This is a genomic window from Echinicola pacifica DSM 19836, from assembly GCF_000373245.1.
GTDB lineage: Bacteria > Bacteroidota > Bacteroidia > Cytophagales > Cyclobacteriaceae > Echinicola > Echinicola pacifica.
The window spans coordinates 1-20,211 of sequence record NZ_KB890757.1 but is presented as its reverse complement, the minus strand read 5'-3'; the positions used below and the strand labels follow the sequence as shown (position 1 = coordinate 20,211).

The following is a 20,211-nucleotide window of genomic DNA, read 5'->3' as shown; positions in this document are numbered from 1 at the left end:
TGAAGATTGTTCATTTGTTTTTTTTCGATTGTGCTAAAACTTCATTTGCATGAGGTCCTTCGCAAAATAACAAATCGATAACGCTCAAATTTGATACAAAGTCCAAGCCAAACAGTTGTGTATAGGGCTGTGGATGGTAGATCTCCCTATGCTTATATGACTCCTTCGTTACAATTATCCCCCTTATGTCCTCACAGGATGTGCTTTCATCCACCTGAGAGGCTAAGGTCACCTGAGTTTTCACTCTCATCAATTTCAGACAAACTGTCAGTAACTCCAAATTAAACTCGTACAATTTGTCAATGTTTCTGTGGAACACCTGTTCAAAATATGGAAAATAGTACTCAAAAAAGGGTGCTTTGCCATAAGAACTTTGAATTCCTCTTAGGTGAACATTTTTCCATTTTTGACTATAATCAATATTCACCTCTGTATAATGGACCTTTTTATTACCTTCCAAAACAGGAACGCTCAGGGTTTCCACTTTATTGGCAAGGCGAATTTGACTTCGGTTGCGGTAAGATTGTTTTTGATAGGTATCCCTATCTTCCAGCACCAAAAGATCTGCACCATGTATGGCAGTAAAGAACTCGAGTGAAGGAAGATAAAACAGGTCTGCAAGGATGATTTTCTTTTCCATGTCCAAAAATAGACAAAAGCCATCAGCCAAGCCTCCTTATAATAGTCAAATTATCCGAGTATTTCCTCCAAATTCCCCTGGCCTTGCCGAAGAATTTCGAGCTCATCCCCCGTGCAATCTATGACCGTGGAGGCGATATTGGTTCCGTAACCACCATCTACCACCACATCCACGAGGTCCTTGTATTTCTCATAAATGAGCTCTGGGTCAGTGCTATATTCCAGCACATCATCCTCATCCCTAATGGAGGTGGAGACGATAGGCTGGCCCAGCTCCTTCACCAATATACGAGTAATACTGTGGTCAGGGACGCGTATCCCCACCGTTTTCTTTTTGCTATGCAGTAATTTCGGCACCTTATTATTGGCATTAAGGATAAAGGTATAAGGCCCGGGAAGGGCTTTTTTCATCACCTTAAAGACCGGGGTGCTCACCACTCTGGTAAATTCCGATATATTACTCAGGTCATAGCATATAAACGAGAAATTCTGCTTTTGAGGCTTCACACCTTTGATCTGGCAAATTCTCTCTATGGCCTTTTGATTATAAATATCACAACCCATACCATATATAGTATCGGTCGGGTAAATCACTACCCCTCCTGCTTTCAGCACATCCACCACCTTCTGCACCTGACGGGGATTGGGGTTTTCTGGATAAATTTTGATTAACTCTGCTGGCATACTATTCCTCCTTTTATAATCGCTTTATTTAGTGAATGTATCAATTTATTACCCAAAGACCTAGCACAAAATACCAGTTGCGTACATATGCGCACATTTACGTAGCCTTCTCAATTCATTTAATTTGTCTATTTTTGTATCGCAGCTTTAATTTGTATTTAGCACTTAATCATGATTACAGAAAAGAACCAAAAATACTATATCGCAGGCTTGATCGCCGTATCTGTACTGATCAGCTCCTTTGCGTTTTATTTCTACCAGGTATTCTTCAGCCCTAACACCCTTACCGAATCCGAGGTCCCTGCAGAACTAAAGATCCCCAGCAATGCCACCTTCAAGCAGGTCACCGATGACTTATCCAAAAAAGAAATCATTACCGATCTGATCTCGTTCAGCTTCGTGGCCAAGGTCATGGACTATCAGGATAATGTAAAACCTGGGCGATATATCATTCCTCCAAAACTCTCCAATCGTGAACTCGTGGCCCTGCTCCGCTCTGGCAAACAGGCTCCTGTGAACGTAACATTCAACAATATCCGCACCAAAGAGGATCTGGCTGAGAAGATCACCGCCAATCTGGAAGTCCCCGAGGAGCAATTCCTCCACCTGCTGACCGACAGCGTATATATCCGTAAGTTTGAGTTCAATGAGGAGACCATTATGAGCATGTTCATCCCCAATACCTACGAACTCTATTGGAATACCTCCGCCGAGCAGCTATTTGATAGAATGTATAAGGAATATGTGAAATTCTGGAATGATGAAAGGCAGCAAATGGCCTCCGACATGGGCATGAGCCTAGAGGAAGTGTCCACTTTGGCCTCCATAGTACAGGCAGAAACTACCAAAAACCCGGAAAAACCAACTATTGCCGGAGTTTATATCAATAGGCTGAATCAAGGCATCCCTTTACAGGCGGATCCTACCTTAGTCTTTGCCCTGGGAGATTTTTCCATCAAGAGGGTATTGAATGTGCATAAGGAGATCGACAGTCCTTATAATACCTATAAGTATGCCGGGCTTCCTCCGGGGCCCATCAATCTTCCAGATATCACCTCGATCGATGCTGTACTAAACCATCAGGATCACAACTATCTTTATTTCTGTGCCAAGGAAGATTTTTCAGGTTACCATGTGTTTACCACCAACCTCCGCGATCACCTTAACCAGGCAAGAAAATACCAAAACGCCCTCAATCAGGCCAAAATATATTAAGCGATGTTTACAGCAAACACTCAAGTGAGAGTCCGATATGCCGAGACGGATCAGATGGGCTATGTATATTATGGCAATTATGCCATGTATTTTGAGGTGGCTCGGGTAGAAGCCTTACGGCAAATCGGCTATTCCTACCGTAATATGGAGGAAAATGGCGTGATGATGCCCGTATTAGAGCATTATAGCCGCTACTTCAAGCCCGGCAAATACGATGAGCTACTGACCATCAAGGTGGAAATTCAGAAAATGCCAAGTGTCAAGGTACGCTTTGACTATTCTATCTATAATGAGGCCGAGGAATTGATCCATCAGGGCCATACCATCCTGACCTTTATCAAAAAAGAAAGTCATCGACCGTGCAGACCACCTCAGGATTTAGTAGATTTATTGGAAGCTTACTTTTAGCACCAGCAACAAATGGTTAAACGAAGGGTGCAACATATATTGAGACGACTGGATGAATATGCCCAAGGGCTAAGGCATATCCATTTGTCCAATCCCAATCAGAATCTTTATGATGTGGGAAGAATTTTTATCCACCAGATCCAAAAAGACGAAATCGACGACCGGGCCAATGCCGTGGCCTTCAACTTCACTGTGGCTTTATTTCCGCTAATTCTTTTTCTGCTAAACACATTGCCTTTTATCGAGCTGTTTTTTCCGGCGGTAACTCCCGAAAACATCCTGATATTCGTAAAGGACATCATGCCCGGCCAGCTCTACGCCGGCACAGAGTCCACCATACATGATATCATCAGCAGACCTCGCCAAGGCATGCTGAGCGTGGGCTTCTTCATGGCGCTCTATCTCTCCACCAACGGCATCGTCTCACTGATGAACGCTTTCAATGCCTGCTACCGTACGCGGGAAAACCGGAGCTTCTTCCATACCAGAATGATCGCGGTGATGATCATCATCTTTTTGGTATTCAATATTTGCGCAGCGGTATTGACGATGATATTTGGCAATAAACTGCTACTGGTACTCTCCGAATACGCCATGGTCTCCAATAACCTGCTGTATATGCTGGTGGCCTCCCTCCGTTTTTTTGTCCTCCTGTTTTTGTTTATGCTAGCCACCTCCTTCATCTTTTATTTCGCTCCCGCGGTGCATAAGAAATTTCATTTCTTCTCCGCAGGATCCATCACAGCGGGGCTATTAATCACGCTTGCCTTCTTCCTATTCTCCTTCTATCTAAACAATTTCGCCAGCTATAACAAGCTCTATGGCTCCATTGGGACGATGATCGCCCTGATGCTGTGGATTTTGATCACCTCCTTCATTATACTCACCTGTTTTGAGATCAATGTAAGCCTTGCGAAGGCAGCACGTATGGGAAGGCCTCCAAAACAAACCATCAGGAAACCAAGCACTTAAAGTTTTCATCATTTTTTTAAGTAGCAAAAGGTTGTATATTCCAATCTTCATAGTACCTTTGCAAACCGTAAGACAAACATAAACGTCTTACAGACCAATGAAGAAGCAAGCGTCAAGCCCAGGACTTCATACCTAATAGAGGAGTGGCAGAGTGGTCGAATGCGGCGGTCTTGAAAACCGTTGTACCGCGAGGTACCGGGGGTTCGAATCCCTCCTCCTCTGCACAGAAAAAACCTAACTATCAATATTTCAGATAGTTAGGTTTTTTTTGTTTTAGATTAGTAGCGAAATGGTTTAAATTTTGGACCAGTCAAAATATCCGGAGGGACAAAATCACTATATATTAATCCGCAGCTTTGTTAACCATCATAGCATCAATGCCTCAGCCGAGTCACTCAAAGCAACAATAAAAGCATTCAGAGCACAATTCAGAGGCGTCACGAATATCGAATTCTTCCTATTTAGATTGTCAAAAATTTATGCTTGAAATAATTGCCCCCAGAAATTCAGATTGATCCATTATTACAAGCAATAAAACTGCTATAACTGTTAATAATATTATACTTATATTTTTTTTTATAATTCAAATGCTAATATCATAGGATTATCATCCTTTGTTACATCAATATCCTTTAAAAAATCCTCATCATCTTTATACCTCATAGGATTTATTACAGACAATAAATATCCGTTTTCATAATAAAAAATATCAAGTGGCTTCTCTTTTACTAAATAATCGTTTATGATTGGCCCAACGTTCTTTATTTCCTTTTCATCTGTTCTGACCTCAACATAGTATTCATTTCCGCTCGGAGGATATCCCTTCCCATACCCTATTATCGTACCTCCCACTTCTGCCATCAATAATTTGAAAAAGTGAAGTTTTCCATTCATCTGGTCGGATTTAAGGTATTCCAACTTTTGAGAGTAGCCTTTCCTCATTATTTCCTTGGATATACCCTGGCCTGCAACATTAATTGAAACAAAAGAAGTTAAACTGTCTTCAGTCAACCTATAATGAATCATATCCCACGCTAAGGAAACAAAAACATCTCCAGTTGAATTTTTTAAGAATATATCGTTAAACTCTATTCTTGAATTTTGACCTTCCAATTGGCTGTTATCTTCCTTTGAATCAAATAAAGCAACTGTCTTACCATTTTTAGAATTGAAAGCAATAACATCACTGTTTGTATATTTGCTGTCTACCTCATTCTGAAATCTACTAGTCTTTAAAAAATACCATTCTTTATGTTTTGTGAAACGTGAGAAAAATGTGATAGGCACCCTTATTTCGTTCTTGAACTCAAAGGAATCCAAATCATATATAAATATCTTTCTATTTTCCCTATCTAAAATTTCGATGGTTCGTGATGATTCATCTATTAGAAAATCATCTAAGGAAATATATTCACCACCGGCTTCTCCTTTCATGTTAAATTCAAATATCAACTTACCATTAAAATCAAAAATGTAAATACCGGGAAATATTACATCTGTAACGAAGAGCTTGTTCTCAAATATCTTAATCTCCTTTATATCAGACAACAACAGGTCATCCCTAGTTTCCAATCTAATAATTTTCATCCCTTTAGAGAATTCGGAAACTTTGATAGACTTGGAAGATTCAATTTTAATTTCACTAGCCGCTATCTCGTTTGGTAATGAAGTGTTCTCTAACCTTTTATTATCACAATTGGCTAAAATTAAAAAACTCATTACACCTAATAATACAGACCTGAATTTGAAAAGCATATTTAAAACCTGTTTGTTAGAAAAATTTATTTGAAATTTGGAGCTAAGAATTCCCTGGCTCCTAATGGCAATTCATTATGGAGTTTCAGGATTAGTTCTACATTGACATTTATTGTAATATGCATTGTAACATGCATAATACCCCTCTGTGCATTCAACAAAGCATCCTGTGCCTATACCTCCACCACCACCGCTTCCATTGGCTCCAATACTACAACTTTTAGACCCTGGACCACCTGCTGAGCATAAATAAGTTCCTCCAGCATCACTCGCCTAAGCAATTTCTCCCTATTTCAACTAGTACTTCGGGAAACACACTATCTCCCTTAAAATCAAAACTGACAATAACATTAAAAAGGATCATCAAACCAAAAAAGGTACCAGTGATCACTCTTCACCACTTACAGTTTTTTATAACAAATAATTTAAAATTAAACATAAAACAAATAACATATACTACAGCTATTGTAAACTTATTATTTCAATTTTTGATTTTTCAAATTATTATATTAAAAAATCATTAATATTTATATTCCTATATGTTTATATAATTAGACTGGATTTGTTATTTAAACTATGAAAAAATGATCGAAAAACTAATTGAAAATGGGTTTCTCTTCCTTGTACTATTTGAAATATTCCTTAACAATATTAGAATAGCAACATATAAATCATTCTGATAAAAACAAATAATATACATTCCCCTGAGCTTCATCATGAAGGGTAAATCTTGGGAACGGTTCCCTTTTTTACCACTGCTGGGTGCTCTTCAATTTTCCCCACTTCTGATCCAAGGTCAATTTCTTATATTTCATATCTCAGATGTATAGATTTGAAATTCAAAAAAATACTCCCTTCTTATTGGAGGTTATGGCAGTTATGACCTTTAAAGATAAGGTTGCTCGTTGAATCTGGCTTGACATTTACCCTAATTGACGAAGGACCCAACAGCCTTCGGAATATCCATGCCAAATTTCTACCATTACAATACAGAGAAATATACGTTTCATTTCTGGTCTCATTCATGCTGCAGCTTTAGCCATTTATTTATGGTAGCGCAATACGGGGGATGATGGATACGAATAGTTTAGGAAACTAATCCTCTCACTATTTCATCAACCAGCCTTTGAGGAATACGCTCTTGTTCCAATCTAAGGTTTTGCTGTACCAAATAATGAAACGTTTCCTTTTCTTCTTCATCCAGGAAAATAAGATCTTGGACTTTTGTGGAAGCACCTCTGACCAAGTATCCTTGAAATAGATGTAATAAGCTCTTGTGCATAAGAAATGAATGAGTTTTAGGGAAATATGATCTTAACTGAGAGAGCATTTGGAAGCCATGTGCATCCAAATCACTCCAATAGTATATTTCCCTTTCGTGTAGCCATCCAATAGTTTTAAGTGATTCAATAGCAAATCCTTTCCCCCAAACAGCTATGGAACAAGGGGTTTGAGGGAAGGTAAGAAAATTCATCTTATTTTCAATAACGAAAACGTTCTGGCAATCAATAGGATTTCTTTCAAATTGATCAACCAAAACCGTGAGGTCATCATAAGTCCTATTTCCCCTGCAACCCTGATCCAAGATCCTAAATCTTACCATTGGTTGATCATATTTTAAATGGTATCTTTTTTCAAAAAGATTTTCTGATAGCAGAACAATGTCAGGAACGAGCTCATCTAAAATGAACCTTAAAATTGTTTTATTCTCCTCTATAAACTTGGTGTGCACAGAAATGGGTAACTCTCTGATATAGTATTTATCTGGTTCAAAACAATTGAAAAACCAGTGACAAACTTTAAGTAAGCTAGGCCAAATAGTAGCGTTTGCTATTATGGCTTTGGTATTTTGAATCAGCCATTGGTCAAGAATTGGATACTCTGCCTTGATAAGTTCATAATTTTCTACCATTAAACGATATTCCTCTCCCTTGTTCAGGAATGTGAGATAATCTGTCAAGGTTTCAAATGTAATAGATCTCGGAATATTCTGAATGCCATGTTGACGAGTTTTGACTGTTTCTGAATAGACTGTATAACCAAATCCCTTTTTGACCTTGGAAGCGCTGAATACTTCTACTATTTCCTTGTTCATTTGAGCAAAGTCTTTTGATAGTGATTTATTTGAGCGAATTACAAGAGGAAAACAGTCACTTCCATTTAGTAGAGATTGTAATACTACGTAGTATTTGCTCACAGCTTTGTTCCTTATTTCACTTGATGTTATCATTTACTAACTGCCTGATTGAAAATAATGCTTCCTTTGCTCTTGAAGTTGCTTGATAGGCATGTCGTAAACCACCGAATGTCGATTATTTTTTCTCTGCACAAAATGGACTCTAGCTATATAAGGTTCTACAATAGCTACCTCTTCTGCTTTAGCTGGTGATACGACCATTACCTGTAAATGAAGTTGTTTACATAGTTCCATTAAAAATTGGGCTTTTTCATCGTCTTGTTTACTGAAAGCCTCATCTACACAGATGAATCGGAAGGAATTAGTATTTAAACCTTCACTATGTATTCCAAACTGATAAGCTATAGCAGAGCCGAGTATAGTATAGGTCAGCTGCGCCCCTTCTCCCCCAGAAAGTTTAGCCGTACCAGTAAAGCTCCTGAAAATTTTCCCGGGATCTTCTCTATGATGAGCTACTGCTTTAAATTTCAACCAATTACGCACATCCAAAACCTCAATTCTGAGCTTTTCCTCAACTGTCAAATCATCAAGAAGACGTTTAATTTTATTGAAGCTTTCTTCCAAAATGCTATCATCCTTCGTTCTCTCAAACTCTGCCAAATTTGGTTTCCATGCATTCAGTCTATACCTAAACTCTTTTACCTTTGGTGAATAATCCTTTTCTACATGAAGCTTGATAAAGGTTGGAGGGTTATTATTGAAATTGATCTTTTTCAATGATCTATTCAGCGTATCAATATTTTCCTCAATATCCTCTTCTTGTCTTTCCAGCCAAGTTTGAAAGTCAGACATTTTAGTAATCATTTCCTCATTAAGGTACTTTTTAAACTGATGTTTGTATTCAGCTAACTCTTCCTCCTCAATTTTCTCCAATAGCCCAACATACTCCTCTATAAACTCTGCCTTATCACTGAGTCGATGAGTATCTGAGCTCCAATCACTGAAATTTTCAATAATATCATTATCCGGATGCTTAAAAAGTCTCATCAAACCCTCTGCAGCACTCTTGAGTTTACGGATATCCTCTTTAAGTCTTTCAATATCCTGATTGATTCCTCCATTGATTCTACTTTTAATTTTCTCAATGGAAGCAAGATCACACCCAACCCCTTTTATAAAGTATTGTTCAAAAACAGCTAATTTCTCGCTTGACTCAAGTTCAGGGTACCGATCACGGACCTCTCTCGCCTCCCTCAACTTCTGTTGCTGTATATCAATATCCCCCCCAATTTTGTTGTTCTCTTTTTCTAAACCTTTCATCAGGTCCCGCTTTCCCCTAATATCTTGTAGAATCTCTTCTCTTTGTTTTTTGAGGATGGTTACCCTATCACTGTTTTTTTCAAGCTCTTCTATTTTCAACTTATTATTCTGAATTTCAGATGATATGGACCACCAATCAATTTTTATAAACACCTTAATATCAATTAACCGAGTAAGGTTTTCCGATTTCATTCGCTCCCTTTTTTGGTTTGCTTTTATTACCTTAAGCCTATTTTCAATTGTATTTATAGTGTCATTTAGATGAGATGCCTCTTCTTTTAAAACCGCTTTTTTTTCCTCGTTATCCCATCCCAGTACATATTTATGGCGACTTCTAATTTCAGGGCGGTCATCCTTCTCATGTCGGCTTGCATTTTTAGTAAGTCCTTCTTTAGTTATAGCCTTGTTTGCCAGCCTAAATGACTCAAGATCATCTACACATAAATAATTGAACTTGGAAATAATCTCATTTTTAATCCATTCAGTGTAATCGGACGCTTTGAATTGCAATTTATTAATCAGTTCCTCTTCATTATGTGGCTGAAAAAGGACTGGAGCATCATCTTTTGTGTCAAATTTATGATAGATTATTCTTCCCCTTAAGTCATGCTCTTTTACATAACTATTTACTTGTTTATAGTATTTTTCGGGAACAATGAGCCTAAGGGCAAAATTGTGAAGCACTCGCTCAATGGTCGATTCCCATTCGCGGGCTTCTGCTTTAATTTTTATTAGCTCACCGATAAACGGGATTTCCTTTTCATTTGCCTCAATTGATTCAAGAATTTCCCTTCTAATCCGGGCTGGATTACCAGTGATATTAATCTTCTGTAACCTCAAGACATTCAATTCATTAGAAAGACTATCAAACTTCGCCTTAGAATCATCTAATTCCTTTCGGGCTTGAAAGAATTCTTCCTCATTACGATCCAATACCTCAGATATCAGGTTCTTTTTACTTATAGCGAGCTTTCTTTGGTCTTCAAATAGCTCCTTCGATTGAGGGTCTACCTGAAATTCCAAGCTTTCAGCAAGCTGGTTGTAAAGAATTAGATCCTTTTTCCGATTTAATATTTCTTGTTCATACCGTTTATTTTCTTTTTCTAAATCACGAATTTGCTGTCCATACCTATCGGATTCAATTTGTACGTCAATAGTTATCCTATTATGGTCCAACTCTTCAACCTCAATGTTTAATTCCTCAAGCTTCTCCTCATTTACTTTACTTTGCTCACTAACTAAAGCTATAAGCTCACGACTCAATGTCTCTTGTTTCTGAGCAAACCAAAGTGGAGATATTTTTTTGAAACCCTCCATTTGGATTAAGTCTATATTCAATGCGTTTAACTTGATGGATTTATCTCTAATTGGGGCTAATAATTCAATTTGTTTATGCGCTTTTTCAATAGCCCTATGTGCATCGTTTAGTGTCTTAAAATAGTTCTTGATCTTTTGAAATTCAATTTCGGAATCACGTTCTTCCAGCATTTGGAGCCGAACAAATTCGTCTAAATTCCCCAGCACCTTGAGACCAATAGTTTTATTGAAAAGTGTCTGGGCTTTTTCTGACCTCATTCCAAAAGCCTTACGCATCCACCGTCCATATTGCCCAGGACTGTCTGTTAGAAATAAAAATTCCTTGGATCCTTCCTTGGGATATTTACGTTTCAATCTCCTTTTCCATTCTCCATTATTGTCAAATGGCATGAAATCCTCCTTTATTGAAAGCTTTTTATAGGCAATTATGAAGTTTCTCTTCAATTCATTGCCAGAAAACCACCGTGCTTGCGCTAGCGTGACAAACTGTGACTCATTTTGAAAGACAGCTACTAATACCGATTGGGCTTTAGCCTTGTCTCCTCGAAGTTTTTTCACTTCTCGAAGGTTGGTTTCTGGATTTTCCGTTTCACCAAATTCTCCTAGTAAATAAGTTTCCTCAGTTCGTTCACCTTTTTCCCCTGCCGTTTGATTATATGCCCTTGCTCTACGTTCCGGCAACAGAAGAGTTAATAAGCCATCTACTAGGGTGGTTTTTCCAGATCCATTTCCACCTGTAAGCAGGGAAGTCTCACCATCTGGTTCGATTGTGAAAATATCCTCATCAAAAGTTCCCCAATTCCATACTTCAAAGTTATGGAGACGAAAGCCTGAATGGCTTGGTTTAGTGCTAAACAGACTTAAGTTCATCTTCAAGTTGTTGTTTAAACTTAGATAATTCGTCTGTTGTAATTCTAGCCTTTAGGATACGTTTCACTTCATATTTGTGCTCATCTGGAGATGTAGCATCTTTGTGTACCAGTTTCAAAAATCCCATATCAACACATTGGTCTAAATGGCGATTTAGTTCCTTAATAAATTTTAAATCATTAGTTTTCTCTTTGAAAAACATCTCCATACGCTCTCTGAATTCTTTTGCTGTAATATATAAATTGACTGTTTCCAGATCACTCAATTCAAATTCTAATAACCATTCTCTCAGTAATACGCATACTAATGTAAGGTCGTAGGTTAATGGGATTCTACGAACCAGCCCAATCGTACTACCTGATTCGTCCAGCTCAATTTGCTTTAAATAAGCATAACCATCCCTTTTGTCTACTATCACTTCAAGAGCGATTTTTTCGAAGTATTGAGCGATTTCAACCTGATACTGTAATACCTCATTCCAAATATTCTCCTGATCTTCAAACACAGGGCCTTGCAATAATTTCACAGCTGATTTGGCATACGGAGCGACATTTCGACTTTGATTTTCCATTCGTTATCTAGTAAAAATGATTTGTGGCAATTCGAGAAATTTCCCTTCCACTAAATTAAATAAAATGGTTTCCCGGCTGTTTTCATTGACAAAAAATTTGCTATTCGTACTTATTAGTGTTACATACGCCAATAGCTCCGCTAAGCCTTTATTAAGCCCTTTATTTTGAACTACTTCCTTAAGAGAAACTTGAGACCTGGATTGCAGCATATCCTGAATATTGTCCAATAATTGTTGTTTATTGATCAAATCGGCATTGTAGATTTTTGACAAATCCTCCAAATCTTCCAATGCCAGCTGTGCCTCTTTCGCTTTAGTAATTAATATTTTATTTTCCGGCTTTTCTCCTAGCTTGCGCTCTAAAAAGAGATAAATTTCCGGATCTCCTTGTATGTTAAGATAAGACTCCCTTGAGGATGTATGATTGACATTCTGAATGGCAAGGAGCCGAATACTTGACATTAGTTCTTTTGCCTTTCTTGATTCCAATTGCTCTTTTGCCACTATTTCCCTGCTGAGTTTATCAGCTAGTATTCCATTTTTATCCAGCACTTTTCTGGCGGCTGAATGTAAAAGTGATTTTAACTTCCGCAAAGAACGAGAAGATATTTCAATCCCACGATCCTCAAGCACATGGTATACTTCTTTGGTCAATTTTTGAAAATCGGATTGACTTGAATCATCCAACATGAAGTGCCAAAAGGCATAAAAACTTTTTCCCTGATCTGTGCATCTAAGCTCGTACAGGGCATCAAAGGTTTCCGATAAAAGCTTGCCCTTGGAAAGCTCAGATTGCTGCTGCCGCTCATAAATTTTACGGGTAATCTCCTTAAAATTGTCCTCTACCTCCTTAAAATCCCCGACCAGCTCATTAGCCGCACGGTTTACCTCTTCAAAACGAGAAATAATTTGGTAATCTTCATAAGTGCTTACATAGCCGTTGACTTGAATTTTTCGGATTTCTTCATCAATTGCTTCCTTTCTTCTTTCTAGTTCCGCCAATCTCTTTTCCCTATCTGGATTGGCATTTTCAATGATGTCCCTTAATTTGGTAAAGATATCTTTGAACTTGGATTCAGTTCCAATAAATTCACGGTCTTTTAATAACTCAAATACCTGAAAGGCTTTTTCTACATACTTAGAAAGGAAGACTAAAGGCTCTTTTTGTACATCATCCATGACATTCCGTAGATAATGACTGTCAATCCAACTGTTTATGTACAACTTAGCTTTTTCCTCAAAATCCATTACCAAATGATAGGATTTGATTTCATCATCCTCATCCTGATATCCAATTTCTTCTTGGAAATCTGCTAGCCTCTGCACTAATAATTGATATGGTACTGAAATTTGCTCATTAATTTTGTATTCACGATACAAAAATGTGATGATTAAGGGTAAATTCCGGGCCCTAAGTAGCTTCAAGCTTACCGCAGAATCTACAAGTGACCTGACTTTTAATATAGAGGAGAGAGAGTCAAGCATTTTATATTGTCATTTTATTTAAATTCATACCATCTGGTGAAATTCATTAATCACATCAATGATAGCATCGATCATTTTTTCATAACCATGGGTAATCGCCTGAAAATTAATTCACTTATCAAATTTATAAGTATACCGAACTTATCCAAATGTGATGTGATAGTTCTATAGAATTATTTCTTAAATGGGCATTTAAATTTGTAAATCATTCAAAGTACGGCCTTGCCATATTGGCTATTAGAATAGTCGCCTCTATTTTGGCTTCGACTGAGCATGTCTGAAACCCCAAATGATCCGGAATTATACATTTAAGTTTATAAAAAAGACTGGTATTTGTCACCAAATTTCATTTACTGACTATTCAAATTTGGCGTTGAGGCAAATGGTAACACCTTTCACTTAAAAAATAACACTAAACCCTTCCTCAGAGGATAGTTTTTGTAGATCTATTTCTTTCGCAATTTATACATAATTTAAAACCTATTTGTTCAAGTAAATCTTCCTCGATATCTAATGAAGGATTTAATTTAACACGATAATACAAAATCGAAAACCTGTTTACTGGTATACTTTCCCCTGGAATCACTGGTATACTTTCCTCTGAAATAGTGGTATACTATGGAGTGGAATACTCACTGCCTAGATTGCGAAAGTATTTATCCAAAGTTTGATAGCGAATTAATGCATCTTTATTAATAGCCTCTATCTGTGCAAATTGATTGCATAGCTAGTTATTTTGTGTCAACGGTAAAAAAGACAGCTATGGAGATCTTTAAAAGAAAATTAGGCAATGGATCGATTGAAGTGAAGGAGACGCAAACATATTACTCATGCGGAGGCACCGGAAAATCACCCCAATTTAAGCATATCCAAAATGGAACCTGCTTCAAAGGCCATGGACAAAGGGAATTTGAAAAAAAGATATTGTTTATATAACTAGTGCACTTTGACTGTACTCTTAAATTATTAATTTGCACCATAAGTTCTTTGATACACCTGCCGTAAGGTATTGATTCGTGGGTGCTGTCCCGGTTTTCTGGGAAACGATCGGCATCCTTTTCCTTCCAAAAGGGCCGGCCAGCCCGGAGGGAATGAAGGTTATATTGGTAAAACACAGATTCATCATCCAGCTTTTGCTGAACTCTTGGGTTTCTGTTTTTTTATTATGTTATGTATGGATTTAGGTAATCAACATTACTTCAATACACATAGAATATCTGGCAGGTGTTTTCAAAGGCCTTTATAATTGAAACATGAAAGTTGAACAGGAACATATAGACCAAATTCGAAAGCAATTTGCAGAACTGCATAACAAAGAGGAATTGATAAACCTTTTAAGTTATGCTAAGAATATGTTTTATGGCGAAGAGTGTAAACCGGTTCAATTAAAGTCATTGACCTACTATGCGAACCCTGAAATCTGCAAAAAGCGTTACCAGACCTTCACCATTAAGAAGAAATCCGGTGCAGATAGGACGATCAATGCACCTGTAAATGGATTAAAATCTATTTTGCGATCACTGAATTTCGTTTTGCAGTGCATGTATGAGCCACATGAGGTAGCAACCGGATTTGTCATGGATAAGTCCATTGTAGATAATGCCAAAAAGCATTTAGGTCATCATTATGTGCTTAACCTGGACTTGAAAGACTTCTTTCATACATTTGACCGCAACAGGGTAAAGATGGGTTTTATATATGAGCCATTCAACCTTAGCGGGGATAAGGAACCTTTGGCCTTTTTGCTTGCAAGTTTATGCACCCACCCTTTTGAAATTGATGAAGAGTTAAAAACCGTCCTTCCACAAGGTAGTCCGACATCACCGACTTTGACTAACATTTTATGTAAGAAGCTTGACCGAAGATTGAATGGACTTGCCAATCGGTTTGGAGCGACTTTTACGAGATACGCAGACGACATTACTTTTTCCTCACCGCACAACATCTATAATGATGAAGCATTCAACAATGAATTAAAGCGTATCATTGAGGAAGACCAAGAACTAGCAATCAATCCAAAAAAAACACGCCTACAAAAAGCAGGCTATCGGCAGGAAGTCACGGGATTGATCGTAAACGAAAAAGTGAATGTTGGCAGGAGATATGTAAAACAAATCCGCATGTGGTTATACTATTGGGAAAAGTATGGCTACGAGAAGGCAGAGCAGATTTTCACACGGGATTACATAGCGGATAAAGGCCATGTAAAAAAAGGGGGGGCCAATATGGCGAATGTGCTGGATGGTAAGTTGGAGTTTTTGAAGATGGTGAAGGGTGCTGCGGATACAACCTATTTGGGGTTGAAAGGACGGCTTGATAAGCTAGTAATAAATCAGGACACTAATAAAACAGAAATAGCTGAACTTACAAATAAGGGTTTGCGGTTCTCAAATGAAAATGAAGTATTACATGATCCTGATTTTGTGGTCAAAAGATTAAAACAATTTACTATTGATCCAATAATGAAGTGGACGACTCATTTTTGGGATATTCCAACAGAAACAGATACAGACGTACATTCACTGCGTGATATAGCAGATCATTTTGCAGCAGTTAATTCGCGATTTGATGAGTTTGTAGCACTACAGAAGTACAATAATAATTTATGGTGGAAAGTAATTTATCCATTCATATTTCAGAAAAAGCCAAAAAAGAATGAAAATAAAGATAACCCCTACAGATGGGGAGAATATAACCTTCACATAGGTTGGCAATACCCAAAATTTGTTGCGGAATGGTCGAAAGATAATTATGATATCCCACCTCCTGCTTTGAAAAAAACGCCTTTTGAAATGCCACTTCCATCAGAACTCATTACTGATCTAGCTAATCAAAAGTATCGTGAACTATTCGGTAAGGAGATTAGGTATTTTGGGGATGCCATACAAATGTTTAAGAGAGAAATAGAATTCAGGGAAGATACAAAGGATTTGTACTATGAAGTAAAAGTGCTTGCAAGACAAGAACTTACAGAGTTCAGTGTAAACGGTCTAGAATCCCTGAAACAACTTTCCTTTTTTACCTACACAGCACCAGTTCTAAAAGCTATAAGAAGAATTTTCCGCATGATACAAAGCCGGACTGAACAAAGAGAGGTCATTATAGAATGTAAAAAATTAACTGATCTTCGTCTGATTGAATTAAGAATAATCCATAAAAATTCTCTTTCGCATAGAGAATCAACGGATGACAAGATTACAAAGCCATCTGGCGATTTATTGGAAGTGATTAAAAATCTTATCAGTATTTGTAATTTTGAAATAGAATCCAGCTTTAATGATGGAATATTCAGAATAACATATTTAAGACCAAATACTAACGTAATAAAACTTAATCACTTAAGACCTTTGAAGCAATCACTGGATTCACTACATGGTTTCACCTACGTTTTAAAGTTCCCAATATGATGAAAATAATATTATTAGAAGACCGACCCGGTAGACAGGAGCAATATCTTGATTCAGAAAAAATTGCAAAACTTAAAGCCTTACAGGGATTAAAAATACTTTTGGGTGAAGAATGCCGGGACAGGATTAATAAGTTGAATCAAGCTGATGATTCGCAATTGAATGAGTTTACATTAATTCTTATCCACCGTTCTGCGTTATCAGCAAATGGAATTGATACTGTTGTAAATCATTGTCAAGAGAACAAAAAAAACCTTGTATTCTTCAGCGGAGGTATCAGCCAATCACTGTTCACCTCGCAGAATTTCCCATACTTGCTACTCAATTCAAAAGATTTTTACCAGTCTAATATGCTCAACTTTCTTTCAAAATTTGTAAATGGAGGAACAGAACATATTACAGAGTTGATCTATGGAGATAGCTGGAATCTTAATCTTATGCTCAATTACAGACAACTACTCCTTAAAGGAGAACTGGGGCGTACAGAAGAAAGCTTCAAAGAAAGTATAGAGGAGTTGATTGGAAAACTACCGTTGGAAGACCTCAATAAGGAAATTAAAGCAAAAATCACATTAATATGAATGCTCTACTGATACATGCAAATAATTTAAACCCGAACCTTGATAATAAATTCCCAGGGGACAAAGTAGCATTTGACTACTCACACAGCATCCAGCGCTCTAATTTTATTCTTGATAGGTTTTTGCATGAGGAACTATCAAAAGTGTTTAAAAACAAAGAATACCAAGTAATAGTCATCCCTTATACTTTATCACAACAAAACTATCTGGAATTAACAGGTTTACGCGTAGCAGCTCATATCAGAACCACCGAAGAGTTTAATCACCAATATGTTCCGATTGTATTTGTTGGACCAGAAACTCCAGAGGAAATTGCCAGACTTTCTGATTTAGGGAATATTTTGTTTACATCCGGAATTTTCAGCACGGTACACCAAGAATCAGATTTTCTTAAAAAGTTTTTTGACAGGATAATGCGGGAGAAATCAAAAATCACTGAATCTGAACACCAAAAAGGTATTGAACGACTTCAACTGTCTCCACCTGCCAATTACCAATCTCATCATAGCATTGACAATGAACTGGCATTGCAGCGTTGGTCGAAATACTTGAAGTGTGATGATAAAATTCCTGAAGTTAAGGAAAAGTTACAAACAGGCTTATATTTTAAATACCATCGGGTACTAAATCCTCTAAACTCATCTGGAACAGGTAGCACTTATTTAATTTCTGGAAAAGGAAAGGTTTTATTAGTTGATGATGAAGCGGAAAAAGGGTGGGCAGATTTCTACAGTTATTTTTTTCAGAACAACGTAAATAATAAATCAATTGAATTTGAAGCATTGGCACTCGATTTTAAGTCTTTGATCCAACAGGATATCATTGAAGCCGCCCGGAGGAAAGTAGAACAATTTGATGCTGACGTAGTACTGCTGGATTTGCGGCTCTGCGATATGGATTTTGACGCAGCCCCTCAACCGAAACCGAAGGATCTTACGGGATATAAAATTTTAGAGGAAATAAAGAAAATCAATAAAGGCAACCAGGTGATTATTACTACTGCTTCAAACAAGGTCTGGAATTACCAATCAACCTATGAGATTGGAGCGAATGGATATATAGTTAAAAGGCATGATTCTGATGTAGCTGAAGATATAAAAAATTTGAAAAACACTATTCAAAGTGCTGTGGAAAGAGCAGATTACCTAAAGGTTACATGGTCATTAACATATTCGTTAAAAGATTCTTTGGACAGGGCAATTAGAGACAAAAAATTGGATAACAGGTTTGGGAGGGAATTAATATTAATACTGGATAGCTCATTCAACTTATATGATAATGCAAGTACTCCTAACGATTTCGCCTATGCATATTTATCTCTATTTAAATGCCTAGAGCTAGTAACAAATGAGTTGACATTTCAAGAAGATGGAACATGGATGATTATTGGGCCAGAGCATTTGAAACACTTTCGCTTTGATGAAGATACTTTTACTTATCAAGAAATTTCTTCAGCAAGTTTTAAGAATAATCTCCCTTCTATATTCGAGAAAATTACAGGCTTATGTTTTCAATTGTGGAATTATGAGCAGATAGAGGTTCAAAAACTTTATTATTCCATTAGAAGAAGAAATGAGTTTATTCATCCTTCAGAGAATAAACTTCCCACCACGCTAAAATCTGAATGTGATAAGATATTCATGCCTGATGGGTACTCTGTTTTACTTAATCAGATATCAACTTTTGGAAATAAGATCACTTTATGTGGATATTCCGGAGCATGCTGAGCCCTCCAATCCGGAATGTTTTCAAGAAGTGAAAGTGCCTTTACAGGCATGCTCTTTCCGCTAAAAAGCTGGACTAGTTAAGCTGCGATTTTAAAGTTATAAAATTCATTCGGTGTTTTCATTTCTAAAGCTGAATGAGGTGCATAAGTATTATATTCATCCACCCATTTCTGCATTTAGTTGAGTACGCTTTGAGCGTTATCTAGACAACTCTCGTATACGTAGTCTCTTTTAAATGTACCATTTAGAGCTTCACACATTCCATTTGATTGTGGAGAATAGGTAGGTGTATTGCAATCAACAATATTCCATGATTTCAGACTCGCTTTAAGATTCTTTACAACAAACTCCGGCCCATTGTCATGTAAGAACTGAAGCTGCCCTAGAGCAGGCAAGTTCTCCCTAAAACGACTGTGTAAAGCTTCCTGAACCATTAATTCAATATCCACTGCCTGCATATGTTTACCTGCTTTCCAAGCAATGATAGACCTGTCACAACAGTCCATCACAAAGGCTACAAGGAGCTTTTCCCCATTCCAACATTTAATCGAAGTAATGTCGCTTGCCCAGCGGGTGTTAGAAGCTTTTACTGCTATTTGACCGGTATGTGGCCTGCTGCTACCTCTGGTGCGATGACGGGTAATCAACAAACCTTCTTCTTTCATGTACCGATGCACCATGTATTGGGTCACCGTTAAGCCATAGTCCCGCTTCAATAAGGCCTTTACTCGAGGAATTCCATAGGTAGACTTCTTTGCCGTAAGCTCTAGTATAGCAGCTTTCATCTGCTCACAAAGAGGCTTCCTAGCTGTTCTTTTACGTGCAGGATACTTCTTTGGCTTATAGTAAATGGTAGATTTGGCTACTCCCAAAGTCTTGATAGTTCTGTTAATACTCACTCTGAACTCCCCGGCTAACGATTCAATTTCTTGTTTCGTAGTTGATCCATTTCCAACTTTTTTTTTTAGAATCTTGATGTCCAAGGTAGATTCACCAAGAGCCTTCTTCAGCTCTTCATTCTCTTTTCTGAGTAGTTCTAATTCTGCTTTGGTATGTAAGTCCCCTTGATTCTTAATACTCATAATAGCTCCTGATTTAGCGTTGGATCGCCAATTGTACACTT

General features: G+C 37.5%; 15 protein-coding genes and 1 tRNA gene. 7 read left to right on the top strand and 9 right to left on the bottom strand.

Annotated elements, in window-relative coordinates; genetic code table 11:
• Positions 1–10 precede the first annotated feature (10 nt).
• Both B050_RS0118840 and B050_RS0118835 read right to left on the bottom strand, forming a co-directional pair.
• Positions 11–640: a WbqC family protein gene (locus B050_RS0118840; RefSeq protein ID WP_018475519.1), complete on the bottom strand. Its 630-nt coding sequence runs from the start codon at positions 638–640 to the stop codon at positions 11–13.
• Between the two features lie 50 nt (positions 641–690).
• Complete coding sequence (locus B050_RS0118835) at positions 691–1,323, bottom strand: L-threonylcarbamoyladenylate synthase (RefSeq protein WP_018475518.1); 633 nt, start codon at positions 1,321–1,323, stop codon at positions 691–693.
• Positions 1,324–1,494: 171 nt separating this feature from the next.
• Between B050_RS0118835 and mltG the strand changes: the two genes are divergently transcribed.
• From mltG to B050_RS0118815, 4 genes are all read left to right on the top strand, one after another.
• On the top strand, positions 1,495–2,538 hold the full coding sequence (gene mltG / locus B050_RS0118830) for an endolytic transglycosylase MltG (protein WP_018475517.1): 1,044 nt from the start codon (positions 1,495–1,497) through the stop codon (positions 2,536–2,538).
• A gap of 3 nt (positions 2,539–2,541) precedes the next feature.
• A complete protein-coding gene (locus B050_RS0118825) occupies positions 2,542–2,946 on the top strand; it encodes an acyl-CoA thioesterase (protein WP_018475516.1) in 405 nt (134 codons plus the stop codon).
• A gap of 12 nt (positions 2,947–2,958) precedes the next feature.
• Positions 2,959–3,918: a YihY/virulence factor BrkB family protein gene (locus tag B050_RS0118820; RefSeq protein ID WP_018475515.1), complete on the top strand. Its 960-nt coding sequence runs from the start codon at positions 2,959–2,961 to the stop codon at positions 3,916–3,918.
• 137 nt (positions 3,919–4,055) lie between these two features.
• A tRNA-Ser gene (locus B050_RS0118815) sits at positions 4,056–4,140 on the top strand.
• 354 nt (positions 4,141–4,494) lie between these two features.
• On the opposite strand, the gene B050_RS0118810 is transcribed toward B050_RS0118815, so the two are convergent.
• From B050_RS0118810 to B050_RS0118785, 5 genes are all read right to left on the bottom strand, one after another.
• Complete coding sequence (locus B050_RS0118810; RefSeq protein WP_018475514.1) at positions 4,495–5,673, bottom strand: 6-bladed beta-propeller; 1,179 nt, start codon at positions 5,671–5,673, stop codon at positions 4,495–4,497.
• A 1,087-nt stretch (positions 5,674–6,760) separates the two neighbouring features.
• Positions 6,761–7,903 carry a Wadjet anti-phage system protein JetD domain-containing protein gene (locus B050_RS0118800; RefSeq protein ID WP_018475512.1) on the bottom strand — a complete coding sequence of 381 codons (1,143 nt, stop codon included), beginning with the start codon at positions 7,901–7,903 and terminating at the stop codon, positions 6,761–6,763.
• Between the two features lie 3 nt (positions 7,904–7,906).
• Positions 7,907–11,317: an ATP-binding protein gene (locus B050_RS0118795; protein WP_018475511.1), complete on the bottom strand. Its 3,411-nt coding sequence runs from the start codon at positions 11,315–11,317 to the stop codon at positions 7,907–7,909.
• The gene (locus tag B050_RS0118790; protein ID WP_018475510.1) at positions 11,298–11,888 is read right to left on the bottom strand and encodes a DUF4194 domain-containing protein; all 591 of its coding nucleotides are present in this window, start codon (positions 11,886–11,888) and stop codon (positions 11,298–11,300) included. Before B050_RS0118790 ends, B050_RS0118795 begins: the two co-directional genes overlap by 20 nt.
• 3 nt (positions 11,889–11,891) lie before the next feature.
• Positions 11,892–13,373, bottom strand: coding sequence for a DUF3375 domain-containing protein (locus B050_RS0118785; protein ID WP_083923304.1), 1,482 nt, complete (start codon positions 13,371–13,373; stop codon positions 11,892–11,894).
• Between the two features lie 1,253 nt (positions 13,374–14,626).
• Here B050_RS0118785 and B050_RS23310 point away from each other — a divergent pair.
• From B050_RS23310 to B050_RS0118765, 3 genes are read left to right on the top strand one after another with little or no spacing between them, the layout of a single operon-like run.
• Complete coding sequence (locus B050_RS23310; protein ID WP_018475507.1) at positions 14,627–16,780, top strand: reverse transcriptase family protein; 2,154 nt, start codon at positions 14,627–14,629, stop codon at positions 16,778–16,780.
• On the top strand, positions 16,777–17,361 hold the full coding sequence (locus B050_RS0118770; protein WP_018475506.1) for a hypothetical protein: 585 nt from the start codon (positions 16,777–16,779) through the stop codon (positions 17,359–17,361). The genes B050_RS23310 and B050_RS0118770 overlap by 4 nt, the downstream gene beginning before the upstream one ends.
• A complete protein-coding gene (locus B050_RS0118765) occupies positions 17,358–19,088 on the top strand; it encodes a response regulator (protein ID WP_018475505.1) in 1,731 nt (576 codons plus the stop codon). Before B050_RS0118770 ends, B050_RS0118765 begins: the two co-directional genes overlap by 4 nt.
• A 77-nt stretch (positions 19,089–19,165) precedes the next feature.
• On the opposite strand, the gene B050_RS23820 is transcribed toward B050_RS0118765, so the two are convergent.
• Together B050_RS23820 and B050_RS0118755 are read right to left on the bottom strand one after the other, a co-directional pair.
• Positions 19,166–19,264, bottom strand: coding sequence for an integrase core domain-containing protein (locus B050_RS23820; RefSeq protein WP_018475504.1), 99 nt, complete (start codon positions 19,262–19,264; stop codon positions 19,166–19,168).
• On the bottom strand, positions 19,265–20,211 hold a 947-nt coding region (locus tag B050_RS0118755; protein WP_018475503.1), incomplete at its 5' end, for an IS3 family transposase.